General features: G+C 63.4%; 15 protein-coding genes and 1 tRNA gene. 9 read left to right on the top strand and 7 right to left on the bottom strand.

The window, feature by feature from the left end:
* The first annotated feature begins 109 nt into the window (after positions 1-109).
* From ACNO8S_RS10145 to phoU, 4 genes are all read left to right on the top strand, one after another.
* Entirely contained in the window at positions 110-238 is a 129-nt protein-coding gene (locus ACNO8S_RS10145) for a hypothetical protein (RefSeq protein WP_255355535.1), read from the top strand.
* Positions 239-397: 159 nt separating this feature from the next.
* Positions 398-1,729, top strand: coding sequence for a Trk system potassium transporter TrkA (trkA, locus tag ACNO8S_RS10140; RefSeq protein ID WP_050036800.1), 1,332 nt, complete (start codon positions 398-400; stop codon positions 1,727-1,729).
* A 57-nt stretch (positions 1,730-1,786) separates the two neighbouring features.
* Positions 1,787-2,098, top strand: a complete 312-nt coding sequence (locus tag ACNO8S_RS10135; protein WP_151103595.1) for a hypothetical protein — start codon at positions 1,787-1,789, stop codon at positions 2,096-2,098.
* Between the two features lie 126 nt (positions 2,099-2,224).
* Positions 2,225-2,905 carry a phosphate signaling complex protein PhoU gene (phoU, locus tag ACNO8S_RS10130; protein WP_050036799.1) on the top strand — a complete coding sequence of 227 codons (681 nt, stop codon included), beginning with the start codon at positions 2,225-2,227 and terminating at the stop codon, positions 2,903-2,905.
* 308 nt (positions 2,906-3,213) lie between these two features.
* On the opposite strand, the gene radB is transcribed toward phoU, so the two are convergent.
* Complete coding sequence (gene radB / locus ACNO8S_RS10125) at positions 3,214-3,924, bottom strand: DNA repair and recombination protein RadB (RefSeq protein WP_008311538.1); 711 nt, start codon at positions 3,922-3,924, stop codon at positions 3,214-3,216.
* 54 nt (positions 3,925-3,978) lie between these two features.
* The gene (locus ACNO8S_RS10120) at positions 3,979-4,809 is read right to left on the bottom strand and encodes a hypothetical protein (RefSeq protein WP_420181867.1); all 831 of its coding nucleotides are present in this window, start codon (positions 4,807-4,809) and stop codon (positions 3,979-3,981) included.
* Positions 4,810-4,972: 163 nt separating this feature from the next.
* Between ACNO8S_RS10120 and ACNO8S_RS10115 the strand changes: the two genes are divergently transcribed.
* Positions 4,973-5,782 (top strand): hypothetical protein, encoded by an 810-nt coding sequence (locus tag ACNO8S_RS10115; RefSeq protein ID WP_058990830.1) that lies wholly within the window; start codon positions 4,973-4,975, stop codon positions 5,780-5,782.
* Here the strand turns inward: ACNO8S_RS10115 and larC are convergent.
* Both larC and ACNO8S_RS10105 read right to left on the bottom strand, forming a co-directional pair.
* Positions 5,779-7,098, bottom strand: a complete 1,320-nt coding sequence (gene larC, locus ACNO8S_RS10110; protein ID WP_420181866.1) for a nickel pincer cofactor biosynthesis protein LarC — start codon at positions 7,096-7,098, stop codon at positions 5,779-5,781. The two genes, ACNO8S_RS10115 and larC, sit on opposite strands and share 4 nt — an antisense overlap.
* A 75-nt stretch (positions 7,099-7,173) precedes the next feature.
* Positions 7,174-7,590, bottom strand: a complete 417-nt coding sequence (locus tag ACNO8S_RS10105; protein WP_420181865.1) for a universal stress protein — start codon at positions 7,588-7,590, stop codon at positions 7,174-7,176.
* A gap of 200 nt (positions 7,591-7,790) precedes the next feature.
* Here ACNO8S_RS10105 and ACNO8S_RS10100 point away from each other — a divergent pair, with 200 nt between their 5' ends.
* Together ACNO8S_RS10100 and ACNO8S_RS10095 are read left to right on the top strand one after the other, a co-directional pair.
* A complete protein-coding gene (locus ACNO8S_RS10100) occupies positions 7,791-10,016 on the top strand; it encodes a CDC48 family AAA ATPase (protein WP_004518130.1) in 2,226 nt (741 codons plus the stop codon).
* Positions 10,017-10,201: 185 nt separating this feature from the next.
* Entirely contained in the window at positions 10,202-11,215 is a 1,014-nt protein-coding gene (locus tag ACNO8S_RS10095) for an NADP-dependent oxidoreductase (protein WP_050038238.1), read from the top strand.
* A gap of 17 nt (positions 11,216-11,232) precedes the next feature.
* On the opposite strand, the gene ACNO8S_RS10090 is transcribed toward ACNO8S_RS10095, so the two are convergent.
* Positions 11,233-12,375: a CBS domain-containing protein gene (locus tag ACNO8S_RS10090; RefSeq protein ID WP_050007162.1), complete on the bottom strand. Its 1,143-nt coding sequence runs from the start codon at positions 12,373-12,375 to the stop codon at positions 11,233-11,235.
* A 108-nt stretch (positions 12,376-12,483) separates the two neighbouring features.
* On the opposite strand from ACNO8S_RS10090, the gene ACNO8S_RS10085 reads away from it, so the two are divergent.
* On the top strand, positions 12,484-12,804 hold the full coding sequence (locus ACNO8S_RS10085; RefSeq protein WP_050036796.1) for a lycopene cyclase domain-containing protein: 321 nt from the start codon (positions 12,484-12,486) through the stop codon (positions 12,802-12,804).
* 181 nt (positions 12,805-12,985) lie between these two features.
* Positions 12,986-13,477 carry an HTH domain-containing protein gene (locus ACNO8S_RS10080; RefSeq protein ID WP_050036795.1) on the top strand — a complete coding sequence of 164 codons (492 nt, stop codon included), beginning with the start codon at positions 12,986-12,988 and terminating at the stop codon, positions 13,475-13,477.
* 11 nt (positions 13,478-13,488) lie between these two features.
* Here the strand turns inward: ACNO8S_RS10080 and ACNO8S_RS10075 are convergent, their stop codons facing one another.
* Together ACNO8S_RS10075 and ACNO8S_RS10070 are read right to left on the bottom strand one after the other, a co-directional pair.
* Positions 13,489-13,842, bottom strand: a complete 354-nt coding sequence (locus ACNO8S_RS10075) for a hypothetical protein (protein ID WP_050007161.1) — start codon at positions 13,840-13,842, stop codon at positions 13,489-13,491.
* Positions 13,843-14,125: 283 nt separating this feature from the next.
* Positions 14,126-14,200: transfer RNA gene (locus ACNO8S_RS10070), tRNA-Val, on the bottom strand.
* Positions 14,201-14,281 lie beyond the last annotated feature (81 nt).

Below are 14,281 nucleotides of genomic sequence, written 5' to 3'. Positions count from 1 at the left end.
TTCGACGAACAGACCGACGCGAGCGACCGACAGAAGTACGTGTCTACCGGCCAGGTAGCGGGCGTAAAGAAGCATATAATCAAACGGTGGGGCGACAGATGAAGTGTGTATGACCGACTACGCCAGTATGCGAAAGGCTATCGAAGAGACGAAAGAGTCGTTCGATGCGGTCGAACGGTTCCAGCGTCGGTCAGCCCTCTGTCCCTGGTTAGACGTGCCGCTCCGGGATGAGCCGTAAGTGGCTCGAAGGCTGCATCTTCACCGATAGATCAGCACTCGTTCATCGCCGGGTTCGATAGCCCGGCCGCCCCGATGGAGTTGGCCTGCCAGCCGGATGAAAATACACTTCACCTATCGGTGGAAAGCTGATGCACATGTATCAGGCGGAGGCACAGCCGTGTATATCGTAATCGTCGGTGCGGGCGAGGTCGGTTCGAACATCGCCGAGAGCCTCGCCGAAAGCCACGAAGTCGCCGTTGTGGATATCGACCCTGACCGTGTGGAGGCCCTGATGTACGAGGCTGACGTGCTCGGCGTCGAAGGAGATGGCGCGGAACTCGACACGCTCGCAGAGGCCGGTATCGAGAAAGCCGACGTACTCATCGCCAGTACCGACGACGACGAGACGAACATCGTCACCTGCGGGACGGCGGTAACGGCCGCCGACCCGTTCACGATTTCCCGCGTCAAGAGCGCGAAGTTCCTCCGGACTTGGGAGAAGTCCGGTGGCGCCTTCGGCGTGGACCACATGGTTGCGACGAACCTGCTCACCGCGGAGAACATCGCTCGCGTCATCGGGCTCCCCGGCGCGCGTGACGTGGAAACGTTTGTCGACGGGCAGGTCCAGATGGGGGAGTTCGAGGTTCGTGAGTCTAGTCCAATCACGAACCTGACCGTCGCGGAGGCTGACCGCTACGAATCCCTGACCTTCGCTGCCGTATTGCGTGACGACGAAGTCATCATCCCGCGTGGGGAGACAGTCATCAAAGCAGGCGACGATCTCGTCGTCATCGGCAGCTGCGAGAGCGTTCGCCAGTTCGCGACCGAGATCGCACCGGAGTCGGAGGCGACCCAGAACGTCCTCATCGTCGGGGGGAGTGATGTCGGCTATCACACCGCACGACTGCTCCAGGATCGCGGCATCAAGCCACGGCTCATCGAGCAAGACCACGACAGAGCGCGCGAACTCGCGGAGGACCTGCAGGGAACCACCGTGCTTGAGAGTGATGCAACGGATAGCGAGTTCCTCGAGCGCGAACACGTCTCAGACGCCGACGCCGTGGTTGCGACGCTCGACAGCGACGAAAAGAACCTCCTGGTGACGCTGCTGGCCAAGCGGCTCGGCGCGGAGCGAACCGTCGCCGTCGTCAACTCCGGCGAGTACGTCGACCTGTTCGAGGCCGTCGGCGTCGACGTGGCCGTCAATCCCCGCGAGACGACCGCCGAAGAGATTACGCGGTTCACCCGGGAGTACGACGCGACGAAGGTTGCTATCATCGAATCCGACCGCGCCGAGGTGCTGGAAATCGAGGTAGCCGCCGACAGCGTCCTCGCTGGACGGCCGATTCAGGAATCGGTGCAGGAACTGCCGACCGGCGTGGTCATCGGGGCTATCAGCCGCGGCGGCGAACTGGTCATCCCCCGTGGTGACACCGTCATCGAACCCGGCGATCACGTCGTGGTGTTCGTCGACGCCGACTGCTTGGAAGCGGTCAACGACAAACTGTAGCCGCGCCGAGGCGGTCGCTCCCAAGGGACTAAGCCTGTCTCCCGCCTCAGCCAGTGTATGACTCCCGTTGCGGACCGTCTCGTGCTCTCGTTTGCCCCCAGCATCGCCGATGGGGACCCGTGGTCAGGCGTCGATACCGAGTGGATAGCCGACGAACTCCGCGGGGACACCTATCAACAGTACCTCCGACGCGCCCACGGCGGCCCAGTGGCTGTTGGCGATGAGTGGGACGAGTTCGTGAGCTGTGGCTGTGCAACGCCACAGGACGTGGTGTTGCGCGTCGAGCGCGTCGAGGGCGGGACAGCACTCGGCGACGCGACAACGCTGGAAATCCGTCCCCGTGACGACGCCGAGGCAGTGTCACAGTAGCCGGTTCTCGCTGTCGAGCATGCCTGTCCCTGCATAGCACGCCCGCTGCTACCGTCGCGCCGGTCGGTATCGGGAGATATTGGGAGAAGGGAAAGGCTGATGCATACCACTAGCACATTCCGGACTATGCCACGCGATTCCTATCAGGAGGGACTGAACTCGCTCCGCGAGGATGTCCTCTATATGTCAGAGATCGTCCTCGAGCGGCTCCGGCTTGGCCTGGATGCGCTCGAACAGAAAGACGAGGAGATGGCCCGGGAGGTCATCGAGGGTGACCACGAGATCAATCAGCTGTATCTCGACCTCGAACAGGACTGTATCGACCTGCTGGCGCTGCAACAGCCGGTCGCGTCCGACCTCCGCTTTATCGCCGCGTCGTTCAAGATCATCACCGACCTCGAACGTATCGGTGACCTCGCCACGAACCTCGGCGAGTACTCCTTGGAGGCCGAACGCGACGTGTACCCCGAGGTCGACATTCAGGAGGTCGCCGACGTGACCATCGAGATGGTCGAGAACGCCATGGAAGCCTACGGCGACGAGAGCGCCGACCAGTGCTACGCTATCGCCGACATCGACGACGAGGTGGACGAACGCTGTGAGGCCGCCTCCGAGACGGTCGTACGCGACCTCATCGAGCGTGAGATCGACGCCGACTCCAGCGAGGCCGAAATCGAGCAGTTGATGGCCGACGTATCCCGCCTGCTGCTGACGATTCGGGACATCGAGCGGGTCGGGGACCACGCTGTCAACATCGCCGCGCGGACGCTGTACATGGTCGAGAACGACGACGACCTCATCTACTGAGAGTACCTTTTTACTGCAGGGGGTTTCCTCGCGCCTGCGGCGCTGCGGGAACCCCCTTTGCAAAAATCTACGCTAAAAACGACCTCCGAGTCGCGGCCAGGGCCGCGCTCGGAGCGAAACCGCGCTTGCTCCGCTCGCGCGGTATGCATTAATTACGACAGCCACAAAACCGCGACAGCCACACGCCTCCCCAGCCGACTGCGTTGCTCGGCTCGCTCCGCTCGCCTGTGCGACTCGTCCCTCGCGCTTACGACGCGGCCGTCGCCGCGACGGCGCGCGCCTGACAGCACTGCTTCTCGACGAAAAGCCTACTTCGGCGTCTCGGGCGTGTCGTCGCCCACGAGTCCCGCGTCGGTGATGCGGAACTGGGCCGTGTCGCCGGCCGGTTTGGCACGGTGTTTCTCCAGCGTGGCGCGACGGTTGCCGCCGCGGAACCGGTCCAGACGGACGATTGCGCCCGACCAGTGGTTCAGGGTGTGGCCGCCAAGCGCCGTCGAGCGGTCGCTGTCCGGGTCGGTGAACACCTGGTTCGTGTACAAGACGGCAATGTCGTGTTTGCGGGCCAGCGAGAGCAGGTGGGTGATCTGGCGGGCCACGTCCCGCAGCGTCTCGCCACCGTCCTCGTCGTCCCGGCGGAGCCGATAGAACCCGGTCGCGCTGTCCAGCACGATGAGTTCGACCTCGGCGGCGAACTCGGCGGCGTCCTGGACGGCCTCGGCCTGCTCGTCGTAGTCCAGCGCCTCGGTGATGATGAGCCGGCCAGCGAGGTCGTCCACGGTCTGGGCCGTCCCGCGTGCGCGGCCCTTGGCGACCTGCTCCATGCGGTCTGCGGAGAGCCCCTCGGTGTCGATGTACAGCGCCGCGTCGCCGGCAGCAGCGACTTCCATCACCGCCGAGAGGGCGAAGTTAGTCTTCCCGGCCGCTGGCGGGCCGTACACCTGCGTCACGGCCCCGCGCTCCAGCCCACCACCCAGGAGATCGTCGATTGCATCACACCCGGTCGGGACGTACTCGCTCACGGGCAAGGGTTGGGCAGGTTCCGATAAAAACGCTGGTACCTGGCAGCACTACTGTCAGTCGTCCGAAAGCCGCTCGGCCAGCGTCCACTCGACGAGCGACACGTCGTCGATTTCGGCCGTCGCAAACCGCAGGTCCGACCCCCATTTGCGGGTGACGACGAGCGATTCGGCGTCGAGGTCGTAGGATTCCAGTTCTTCCCAGGCATAGAACCGCCTGGCGACCGGCAGTCTGATTTCCAGACCGCGTTCGGTCGCAACGGCGGTTCGGGACCCGCCCGTCGAGAGGAGGACGAACCCAGCGGGGAACAGCACCTGGCCGGAGTACTGGAGCAGGGCGATATCGAACACCGCACCGACGGCGAAGCCAATGGTCGCGACGCCAGCGATGGCTCCGCCGACGTGCAACCGCCGGCGCTGTGCAGACTCGGGCCAGCTCGCTCGCCAGCGGGTCAGCTCGTTCGTGTCTGCGGTGACCGCAGCGGCGTACCGCGTCTGTGCCATGGTCGCGATAGCAACTCCGAGTAAAAAGGCCAGCAGGCCGAAGAAGAACGCCAGCACGCCACTGATTCCAGTCGTCTCCAGCGACGCAAAGCCGACGACAGCGTACCCAACCGCAATCACCGGCAGAAGCCAGCGTGCGCGAGTCGCGCCGAGTGTAACAGCCACTGTCGGTCGACTGGTGAGTATCCAGGCCGTCCCGGTGGTTACAAGCCCGAACGTCACGATCAGTGCCAGATACAGCGTCCAGGCTTCGGTGACGCCGACACGCTCGATGAGCGGTATGACTGGCGGTGCTAGAATTAAGCCCAGATAGGCACCACTGACACCACCGAACAGTGGGTCTGACGCCGCGTCTTCTCCATCAGTGCTGGCCGCTGGACCCATCACTGACACTCCAGTTAGCTGTTATAAAAATCCTGTCAAACGTAATAGGGATCGGGGAGATTCTTATCTGGATGTATTATCAAGTACCTCGTAATTATCTGCAACATATACGCGGACCACTGTACCCCCACATTTGTAAGTAATCGGCGGCCGAAATCCGGTCGTGATTGTCGTCGCCACCGAGGACTTCGAAGTGTACCACGGCGTCGTCAACGAACTCCGCGACCGCGGCGTAGCGTTCACGACTATCGAACCGGGCGACGAGTGGCCCGAGGGGGCCGACGTCGCGGTCATCGCAGCCGGGGAGTCGGTCGAGATCCCTGACGGCGTCGACGTCGTGCAGGCGGACCCGGACGCGCCGCGGCGGGCCGTCGAAGCCGTTATTTCGACACTCCGCGGTGGCGACGGTCGCACCGTCATCGGCATCGACCCCGGCGAGCGACCGGGCGTCGCGATTCTCCACGGTGACATGGTCGTGGCAGCGTTTCAGGTGCCCGCGGCGGAGGTCGGCGAAATCGTCCGCGAGGAGGTCGAAGACGCTGTCAATCCGGTCGTTCGCATCGGCGACGGCGCACGGCTCGTCGGCGCGCGCATCATCGACGACATCCAATCCGTGCCGGTGGAACTGGTCGACGAAACGGGGACGACGCCGTATCTCGGCTCCGGGGCGCGCGGGATGGGCGACGTGTTGGCTGCGGTCAACATCGCCCGCCTCGACGGCGAAGAAATCGAGAGTCGGACTATCGAGCCCACGGCTGGAGAACTCCAGAAGATCAAGGACCGCTCCCGGGAGGAAAGCGACACGAACCGGGCGATCAGCGAGGACCTCGCCCGGCAGGTCGCGACTGGCTCGCTCACCGTCGAGGAGGCGCTGGCGGAACACGACAGCGATAGCCCGGCCGACGAGAGCGAGGGGGAAGCCGGCGAGGAAGCGGCCCATTCAGAAGACGAAGCAGCCGACGAGAGCGGTTAACGCGAAACCATCCGCTCGGCCCGCTGCATCACTTCACGGACGGGAAGTCCGGCCGCATCCGCGACAGCCGCGGCGTCGTCGTACTCCGTACTCACGTCGAACACCGTACCGTCGGTGTCGCTTGCGATCTTGACCGTGACCTCGAACTCCTCGCCGTCGACGGAGAGCGCGACCGTCTCGTACTCGCGGTCGGCGACCCAGCGGTGACCGGCCCCGGACTCGCGGACGCCGAGCGTCCCGGTTTCCTCGGCAAGCCGACGCGCGACCCGTTCGGCGTCGTCCGGTCTGCAGATGACCTTCACGATGTGGCCGGGCCGGGACTTCTTCATCGTCGTCGGCACGATCGACACGTCGCGTGCGCCGACCTCTGAAAGCGAACGTTGGAGGTCGCCGAGTACCTCGGGCGGGGCGTCGTCGACGTTCGTTTCGAGGACCGTGATTTCGTCGCGGCGGAGCCGCCCCGCGCCGTCGCCGACCAGCGCCCGCAGGACGTTGGGGCGGTCGTCGAGGTCCCACCCGCCGGCGCCGTAGCCCGACGCGTCGATATCGAGCGGTGGCAGCGACTCAGTGCCGTCCGCGATGTGGGCGAGAATCGCCGCGCCGGTCGGCGTCACCAGTTCCCTGTCGATAGGGCCGCCTTGCAGCGACCAGTCGGCCCGCTCGGCGATTTCGACTACTGCGGGAGTCGGAACCGGGTAGGTGCCGTGGCTCATCTCCACGCTCCCGCCGCCCGTCGCCAGCGGCGTCGTTACGACCCGCTCGACGTCGAGGTCATCCAGCAGGAGACAGGCACCGACGATGTCGGCGATGGCGTCGTCGGCCCCGACCTCGTGGAAGTGCGTCCCGTCGAGGTCCGTCCCGTGGACCGACGCCTCGGCCTCGCCAAGTATCTCGAAGATGGCCAGCGCGTCCGCCTTGACGGACTTCGAGAGGTCCATCTCCTCGACGAGTTCGACCACCTCGGCGTACGTTCGGCTCGGGCCGTGGCCCTCGGCGTGGGTGTGGTCGTGCTCATCGTGGGTATGAGAATATCCGTCGTCGTCCCCAGTGTGGCCGTGTCCCTCGTCGTGGGAGTGCGAGTGATCGTCGTGAGCGTGGTCGTGAGGTCCATCAGCGTCGCTAGCAGCGCCGGTCAGCAGTACCTCGACACGCGTCGCAGCAATTCCGCAGCGGTCCACATCGGAGACGGCGTACTCGATAGCGAGTGCGTCCTCGACCGGCGCCAGGGCTTCGCGGTCGGCCCCGGCAGCCAGTAGCGCCCCCAGAAGCATATCGCCGGCTGCGCCCATCCGGCCGTCGAAAGCGAGTGTTCGCATACACGGGGCGTCGCGCCCCGCGAGTAAAAGCCCTCATACTACGATTCCACCCAGCGTGTCGAGTCGCTGAACCGCCTAGGCCTGACGGACGATGTGGATGTCGTAGGTCTCGCCGTCGGTGACTTCGTCGATAGGGACGACGATGTCCTCGGTGTCGTCGCTGCCGAGGAACACGACACTGGCATCGACGTCCCGGGCGCTCTGTCTGATCGTCGTCGACAGTTCGCTGGTGGAGTGGGCGCTCACGTCGTCGTAGCGGAGTTCGGAGTCGTCGGTCGCCTCCTCGATTTTGCGCCGGAGGTCGTCTGCGGCGGTTTCCGCGGCGAAGTCCTCAGTGGGGTCGACACGGCGGCGGCGCTCGGCGTAGTCGGCCCCGGTCGGGATGAACGCGACAGCGACGACGTCCTCGCCGAGCGCTTCAGCGTAGGCGACGGCACGGTCGAGCGCGGCGTCTGCGAGCGGTGATCCGTCGAAGGGAACGAGAAATACCATACCGGCGCTATCGCGTCCAGCCTTATGAAACGCGGCGATGGCGGCAGCCTGTGTCACGGCAACCCAGACCGGTGGCTATTACCCCCTACTGTGCGGTGTGCTATTAGGTATCATATAAACCCGTCGCCCTGCGTCTTGGCCGCCGGTAGCATAAAGCATATCTCCGGGGCTACCCGAGTTCATCGTAAGCAGGCTCTACTATGAACGAAGTTCAATTGGAAGTGGCGAAGGCGTACCCGAACGACTCGGGACGCGGTATCGCCAGACTCGACCCCGATACGTTGTTGCATCTCAAGCTCTCCCCCGGAGACATCATCGAGATAGAGGGGAGCGACACGACCGCGGCCAAGGTGTGGCGGGCCGACCGGCAGGACTGGAACACTGACACTGTTCGCATCGACGGCTTCACGCGCCAGAATGCTGACGTGGGCATCGGCGAGCGCGTCACCATCCGCAAGGCCGAGGCCGAGAAGGCCGACAAGCTCGTCCTCGCCCCGCCCGAGGAAGCGTCGGTCCAGTTCGGCTCCGACGCCGCTGGCATGGTTAAGCGGCAGATATTGAAACGGCCGGTCGTCGAGCGCGACATCGTCCCGGTGATGTCCTCGACGAACCACCCGTTCATGCGCTCGCCCGGACAGGCCATCCCGCTCATCGCGGTCGAGACCGAACCCGAGGGCGTCTGTCTCATCACCGAAGACACCGAGGTGGAACTCCGCGAGGAACCGATCTCCGGCTTCGAGAAGACCGGCGGTGGCATCACCTACGAGGACATCGGCGGCCTGCAAAACGAGATCCAGCGGGTGCGAGAGATGGTCGAATTGCCGATGAAACACCCCCAGATCTTCAAGAAGCTCGGCATCGAGCCGCCACAGGGGGTCCTGTTGCATGGGCCGCCCGGAACCGGGAAGACGCTGCTTGCGAAGGCCGTCGCCAATGAAACCTCTGCCAGTTTCTTCTCTATCGCCGGCCCCGAGATAATCTCGAAGTACTACGGGGAAAGCGAACAGCAGTTACGCGAGATATTCGAGGACGCGAGCGAGGAATCGCCCTCGATCATCTTCATCGACGAGCTGGACTCCATCGCGCCCAAGCGTGAGGACGTGACCGGCGAGGTCGAGCGCCGGGTCGTCGCCCAGCTGCTGACGATGATGGACGGCCTCGAATCGCGGGGGCAGGTCATCGTCATCGCCGCGACGAACCGCGTCGACAGCGTGGACCCGGCGCTGCGTCGCCCGGGCCGCTTCGACCGCGAGATCGAGATCGGCGTCCCGGACGAAGTCGGTCGCGAGGAGATCCTCCAGATTCACACCCGCGGCATGCCGCTGTCGGACGACGTGAATCTGGCGAAGCTGGCGACGGACACGCACGGCTTCGTCGGAGCCGACATCGAGAGTCTCACGAAGGAGGCCGCGATGAAGGCGCTCCGGCGCTACCTTCCCGAGATCGATCTGGACGAGGAGGACATCCCGCCGAGCCTCATCGACCGGATGATCATCAAGCGGGACGACTTCAAGGGCGCACTCAACGAGGTGAGTCCGTCGGCGATGCGGGAGGTGCTGGTCGAGCTCCCGAAGATGTCCTGGGACAACGTCGGCGGCCTCAGCGGCCCCAAAGAGCAGGTCCAGGAGGCCGTCGAGTGGCCGATGAACTCCCCGGAGAAGTTCGAGCGCATGGGCGTGACGCCGCCCTCGGGGGTGTTGCTGTACGGCCCGCCCGGCACCGGAAAGACACTCATGGCGAAAGCCGTCGCCAACGAGACCGACGCGAACTTTATCTCAGTCCGTGGCCCGCAACTGCTCTCGAAGTGGGTCGGCGAGAGCGAGAAGGCCATCCGGCAGACGTTCCGGAAGGCCCGCCAGGTCGCCCCGACCATCATCTTCTTCGACGAACTCGACTCGCTGGCACCGGGTCGGGGCGGCGAGATGGGGTCGAACGTCTCCGAGCGCGTCGTCAATCAGCTCCTGACCGAACTCGACGGGCTCGAAGAGATGGAGGACGTGATGGTCATCGGCGCGACCAACCGGCCGGACATGATCGACCCGGCGCTAATCCGTTCGGGCCGGTTCGACCGGCTCGTGATGATCGGCGAGCCCGACATCGAGGGCCGTGAGCAGATCCTGAAGATCCACACGGACGACACGCCGCTGTCGCCCGATGTGAGCCTGCGCGAACTGGCCGAAGTCAGCGATGGGTTCGTCGGCTCGGACCTCGAATCTATCGCCCGGGAGGCTGCCATCGAGGCACTCCGTGAGGACGACGACGCGGAGGAAGTCGAGATGCGTCACTTCCGGCAGGCGATGGACAGCGTGCGCCCGACGATTACCGACGACATCCGGGAGTACTACGAGCAGATGGAAGAGGAGTTCAGAGGCGGTTCCAGTCCGCAGCGCCAGGCCGGGACCGGCGGCCGGATCGGCTTCCAGTAACTCCAGCGACTTCGATACCTGTTTTTGGCCGCTCTTCGAACGCGTGTGCGGCTTCATTGCTTCTGATTAGTGATGCGTCTCCCGTGGTTACACAATATCCGTGTATAATTATTAGATAAACTATACAACCGGTGTTTGTTTCTCCTTTCGAAGCCCCCTTTCGGGTCCCAAGTGTATAGGGGATGATGTCGAACACTAACCGCGTTTACAGGCTAGCAAAGCGGCCCGAAGGGACTCCCGACCACGATACGTTCGAGCTTTCCGAGGAAGAGATCCCGGAACCGGGGCCTGGCGAGGTGCTCATCAAGACGCTGTACCTCTCTGTGGACCCGTATATGCGCGACCGGATGCGCGACAGCGAATCGTACGAGGAGCCGTGGGACGTGGGCGACGCGCTCCGCGGTGCCGTCGTCGGTGAGGTCGTCGAATCCAACGGTGCGCGGTTTGACGAGGGCGACGTCGTCACCGGCGAGCTAGAATGGGCGGAGTACGCCACGGCACCCGGACCGGTACTGACAGAGGTCAATCCGGAACTCGCACCGATTTCGACGGCTCTCGGTGTTCTGGGGATGCCGGGCCTGACAGCGTACTTCGGCACCCGAGACGTGGCACAGCCCTCGGCCGGCGACACGTTCGTCGTCACCGGGGCTGCCGGGGCCGTCGGCTCCGTGGCGGGCCAGCTCGCCAAGCTCCAGGGCGCACGCGTCGTCGGCTTCGCCGGCTCCGACGAGAAGGTCTCGTTCCTCGAAGACGACCTGGGCTTCGACGAGGGGATCAACTACAAGACGACCGACGATTATCGGGCCGCGCTGGACGAGGCCGCACCGGACGGCGTCGACGCCTACTTCGACAACGTCGGCGGACCGATTACCGACGCGGTGTTCACGCGACTCAACACCGACGCGCGTGTCGCCGTCTGCGGACAGATCTCGCTGTACAACAGCGAGGAAGTCCCGATGGGGCCGCGCAAGCTGACTCAGGTCATCCAGTCCCGGGCGACCGTCGAAGGGCTTCTCGTCTCCGACTTCGAGCCGCGGTTCGAGGAAGCGACGAAGCAGCTCGGTCAGTGGGTCGCCTCGGGCGACATCTCCTACCGAGAAACCGTCACCGAAGGCATCGAGAACGCGCCCGACGCGTTCCTCGGGCTGTTCGAGGGCGAGAACATCGGCAAGCAGCTCGTGCAGGTCGCCGAGCGATAGAAAAAGCGAGTATCCGGTTATAGTTCGCCGAGCTTACGGAGGAGTTGGCCGCGGTACTCCTCGTCGGCCTGGACGCCTTTCAGTTCGAGGACGTTGCGCTCTAGCTTGTCGAGCGCGACGTTGAACGCGGTTTCAGCGCCGTAGCCTTCGCCGGAGCCGGCCGCCTGGCCTTTGTTGGTTCGCAGGCGGATCTGACACTGTATGAGCGGCGTGCCACGGAGCTTCTCCTTGTGCTCGTGGAACCGGACGTGGGCGTGCTGGACCTGCATCGCCCCGTACTTGTCCGCGACCGCCTCGATGTCGGACCGGATGTCCGCACGGGAGATGGTGTCAAGCAGTTTGATGTTCGTAATCTGGACGTCCATGTGTTCCTCCTCGGTGTAGGTCAGCGCGCGGAGCACGTCGGTTTTCGTGAGGATGCCGGCGACGTGGGTGTCGTCGTCTTCCGGCGTGACGACGAGCCCGGCGAAGTCGTTTTCCAGCATCCGCGCGACGGCGTCCTCGACGGAGTCGCCGAGCTTCGCCGTCTCTACCGGACTACTCATCACGTCGTAGACGGGCATGTCGAGCACGCGCTCGATCTCGCCGGAGCGGTCGCCCCGCGTCGTCTTGTTCATGTCCCGGACGACGACGTCGACGATGTCGTGGCGCGTGACCATTCCGGTCAGGCCGTCGTCGTCACCGAGCACCGGCAGCCGGGAGATGCCGTGTTTCCGGAGGAGATTGACGACTTGCCCGACGTTGGTATCCTCGGACACCGTGATGACATCTCGCGTGTAGATGTCCTCGACGCTCAGCGCGTCGAGGTTGTCGAGAACCGCGTCGAGGATATCGTCCTCGGTGACGATACCCCAGAGCTCGTCCGCCTCGAACACCGGCGCGAGCTTGACTCCACCCTCGACCAAGACGCGCGCGACCTCGCGCACGTCGTCGGTGCGCTCGACTTTCGGTGCCGAGCGCGTCATCGCCCCCGCTTTCGCGTTGTCCTCGACGTGGGACTGGACCAGCTGTTTCTGCGTGATAACGCCAGCGTAGTCACCGTCTTCCGTGACGATGATACCCTTGGGGTTCTCGCGTTCGAAGATAGACCGGACTTTCCCCAGGCGCTTGTTGGCGTCAACCTCGACAAACTCTCTGGTGGCGATATCAGCAATATCCATCGTTCTTCACAGTTCGTAGATTCGACGTGTGGGGTTATCAAGGTTGGTTTAGTCCCCGGAAACCGAGAGACGAACTAAGCTTTAGGCCCTTGGGTCTAAGGTCAGTGTATGCTGCCCGACATTGGCGTCTTCGGTCCCTACACATATCTTGTCACAGAGGTGGTCTGGGGGAGTATTGCCCTCGTGCTGCTCTGGCGTGCGAACGCCCTCCGGATGGCGGCCAAGACCATCGTCGTGCTCTATCCGATTGCCTACGTCTGGGACTGGTACACCCTCACCGTCGGTGTCTTCGCGATCAAACTCCGGACCGGTGTCGACCTGCTCGGGATTCCCATCGAAGAGCACATCTTCATGATCGTGGTTCCCGCGCTCATCCTCGGCATCCACGAGAACCTCCACGGTCTTTCGTCCGGGTCAAACGCCGAATAGTCAGTAATCGAATACTGGTTTCAGTTGTTAACTACTCCTGCGTTAGCGTTACAACTGGAAGTAGACCATCTCACAAGAAATGGGGATTTCGTGCGTATCAGGGTCTGAAGACACAATCTGTCCTATGCAGACATCTCTCACAGTACCTATATGTGTCAGCCGGGAGTGCTGTCTGATAGCTATGAGTGATACTATCCCGACACCTCACATCGAGCTGTACGTTCGGTCGATGCTGCCCGACGGCGCACACGAACGACAGGAGGCGGTCATCGACCGTCTCCAGACGCTCGACGAGAACGACCACATCGACGGGTTCAACGTCATCGTCTGGGGCAAGCAGATCGCACCCCAGTCGGCCGCCGCACGGACGGAGGAAGGCACGTACATCCTGAACCGCGTCGCCGAGTTCAAGCAGTGGGCGCTGACCAACAACGTCTCGCTGGAATCCTTCTATCAGGACACGACCGTTGACTCAGAAGTGGCGGAATCGGCGTACGACACCATGGCGCTACCAGTCATGGGGCTGGCTGAGTACGACGGCAACGAACTCGTCCACGTCGCACCCTGTACGAAAGGCGATGTCGTCCACACGATTACGGACCGGCTCGAACGCCTCGAAGCGGGCCAGCCACCCGCCCTTGATCAGGAGCACGGCGGGGTGAGCGTCGTCTAACGAGGGATCGGTTACGAGGACCGGACCGTTTCGATATACGACGTGAACTCGTCTGTCGCCGACAGCACTTCGAGCACTTCGTCCGGGTCGCCAGCCAGTTCGTACCCAGGCCGTCCTTTCCCCGTCGGTGACTCCGTCTGTTCGGTTCGTAACAGCCCCTTGTCGGCGAGCTGGCCCAGCGCCGATATGACCTTCTGGCGCTCGACGCCGCCGAACGGCTGTCGGTCGATATCCGCGAGATGTGCCTTCGCCGTCTGGGTCACATGATAGGAGTGGGCCGGCGTTTCGCCGGCCGTTTCGAGTTCCGCAACCGCCAGTAGCACGAACTGTTCGAACGCGTCCGCCGACTGGACCTGATCTCTCATATAGATGACTCTAACGCGGTTGGGGCAAGAAACTATGGGACGACTCTGTCGGTCCGGTGATCTCATTCCGATTCTGTTGAAACGCACATCCGTCGGAATCACTTACTCGACGATAGTAGAGACAGACGACGAACGCGACTGGCTACGCTCGTCGGCTACGTCGTCAGAAATGGGTTCGGGCGGATTGTGAACCAGAGAAAGACTCACTTCGTTCGTCTTTCAGGGTTCAAATCCGCACTCACGCGTAGATTCGTCGCTCGCGGTTTGCTTGCGACAGAAGTAGTGGGTTCGGGCGGATTTGAACCGCCGGCCTCCTCCATGTCAAGGAGGTGTCATAACCGACCTAGACCACGAACCCTCACTGCGAGGTACACCACATTGTTTCCGGTGGGTATAATTGAAGGTTTCGAATTCCGTATCACCACGTTGTCTGTTGATT

This window comes from Haloarcula sp. KBTZ06, assembly GCF_048595605.1.
Lineage (GTDB): Archaea > Halobacteriota > Halobacteria > Halobacteriales > Haloarculaceae > Haloarcula > Haloarcula hispanica.
The sequence above is the reverse complement of the archived record's forward strand: the minus strand, read 5'-3'. Positions and strand labels throughout refer to the sequence as shown.

Excerpts from the sequence above, each read along its gene's own strand:
- ACNO8S_RS10095 (WP_050038238.1), top strand. The coding sequence starts at position 10,202 with ATGTCGAACACTAACCGCGTTTACAGGCTAGCAAAGCGGCCCGAAGGG.
- ACNO8S_RS10090 (WP_050007162.1), bottom strand. The coding sequence starts at position 12,375 with ATGGATATTGCTGATATCGCCACCAGAGAGTTTGTCGAGGTTGACGCC.
- ACNO8S_RS10080 (WP_050036795.1), top strand. The coding sequence starts at position 12,986 with ATGAGTGATACTATCCCGACACCTCACATCGAGCTGTACGTTCGGTCG.
- ACNO8S_RS10075 (WP_050007161.1), bottom strand. The coding sequence starts at position 13,842 with ATGAGAGATCAGGTCCAGTCGGCGGACGCGTTCGAACAGTTCGTGCTA.
- ACNO8S_RS10085 (WP_050036796.1), top strand. The coding sequence starts at position 12,484 with ATGCTGCCCGACATTGGCGTCTTCGGTCCCTACACATATCTTGTCACA.
- ACNO8S_RS10100 (WP_004518130.1), top strand. The coding sequence starts at position 7,791 with ATGAACGAAGTTCAATTGGAAGTGGCGAAGGCGTACCCGAACGACTCG.
- ACNO8S_RS10105 (WP_420181865.1), bottom strand. The coding sequence starts at position 7,590 with ATGGTATTTCTCGTTCCCTTCGACGGATCACCGCTCGCAGACGCCGCG.
- ACNO8S_RS10135 (WP_151103595.1), top strand. The coding sequence starts at position 1,787 with ATGACTCCCGTTGCGGACCGTCTCGTGCTCTCGTTTGCCCCCAGCATC.
- phoU (WP_050036799.1), top strand. The coding sequence starts at position 2,225 with ATGCCACGCGATTCCTATCAGGAGGGACTGAACTCGCTCCGCGAGGAT.
- larC (WP_420181866.1), bottom strand. The coding sequence starts at position 7,098 with ATGCGAACACTCGCTTTCGACGGCCGGATGGGCGCAGCCGGCGATATG.
- ACNO8S_RS10145 (WP_255355535.1), top strand. The coding sequence starts at position 110 with ATGACCGACTACGCCAGTATGCGAAAGGCTATCGAAGAGACGAAAGAG.
- ACNO8S_RS10120 (WP_420181867.1), bottom strand. The coding sequence starts at position 4,809 with ATGGGTCCAGCGGCCAGCACTGATGGAGAAGACGCGGCGTCAGACCCA.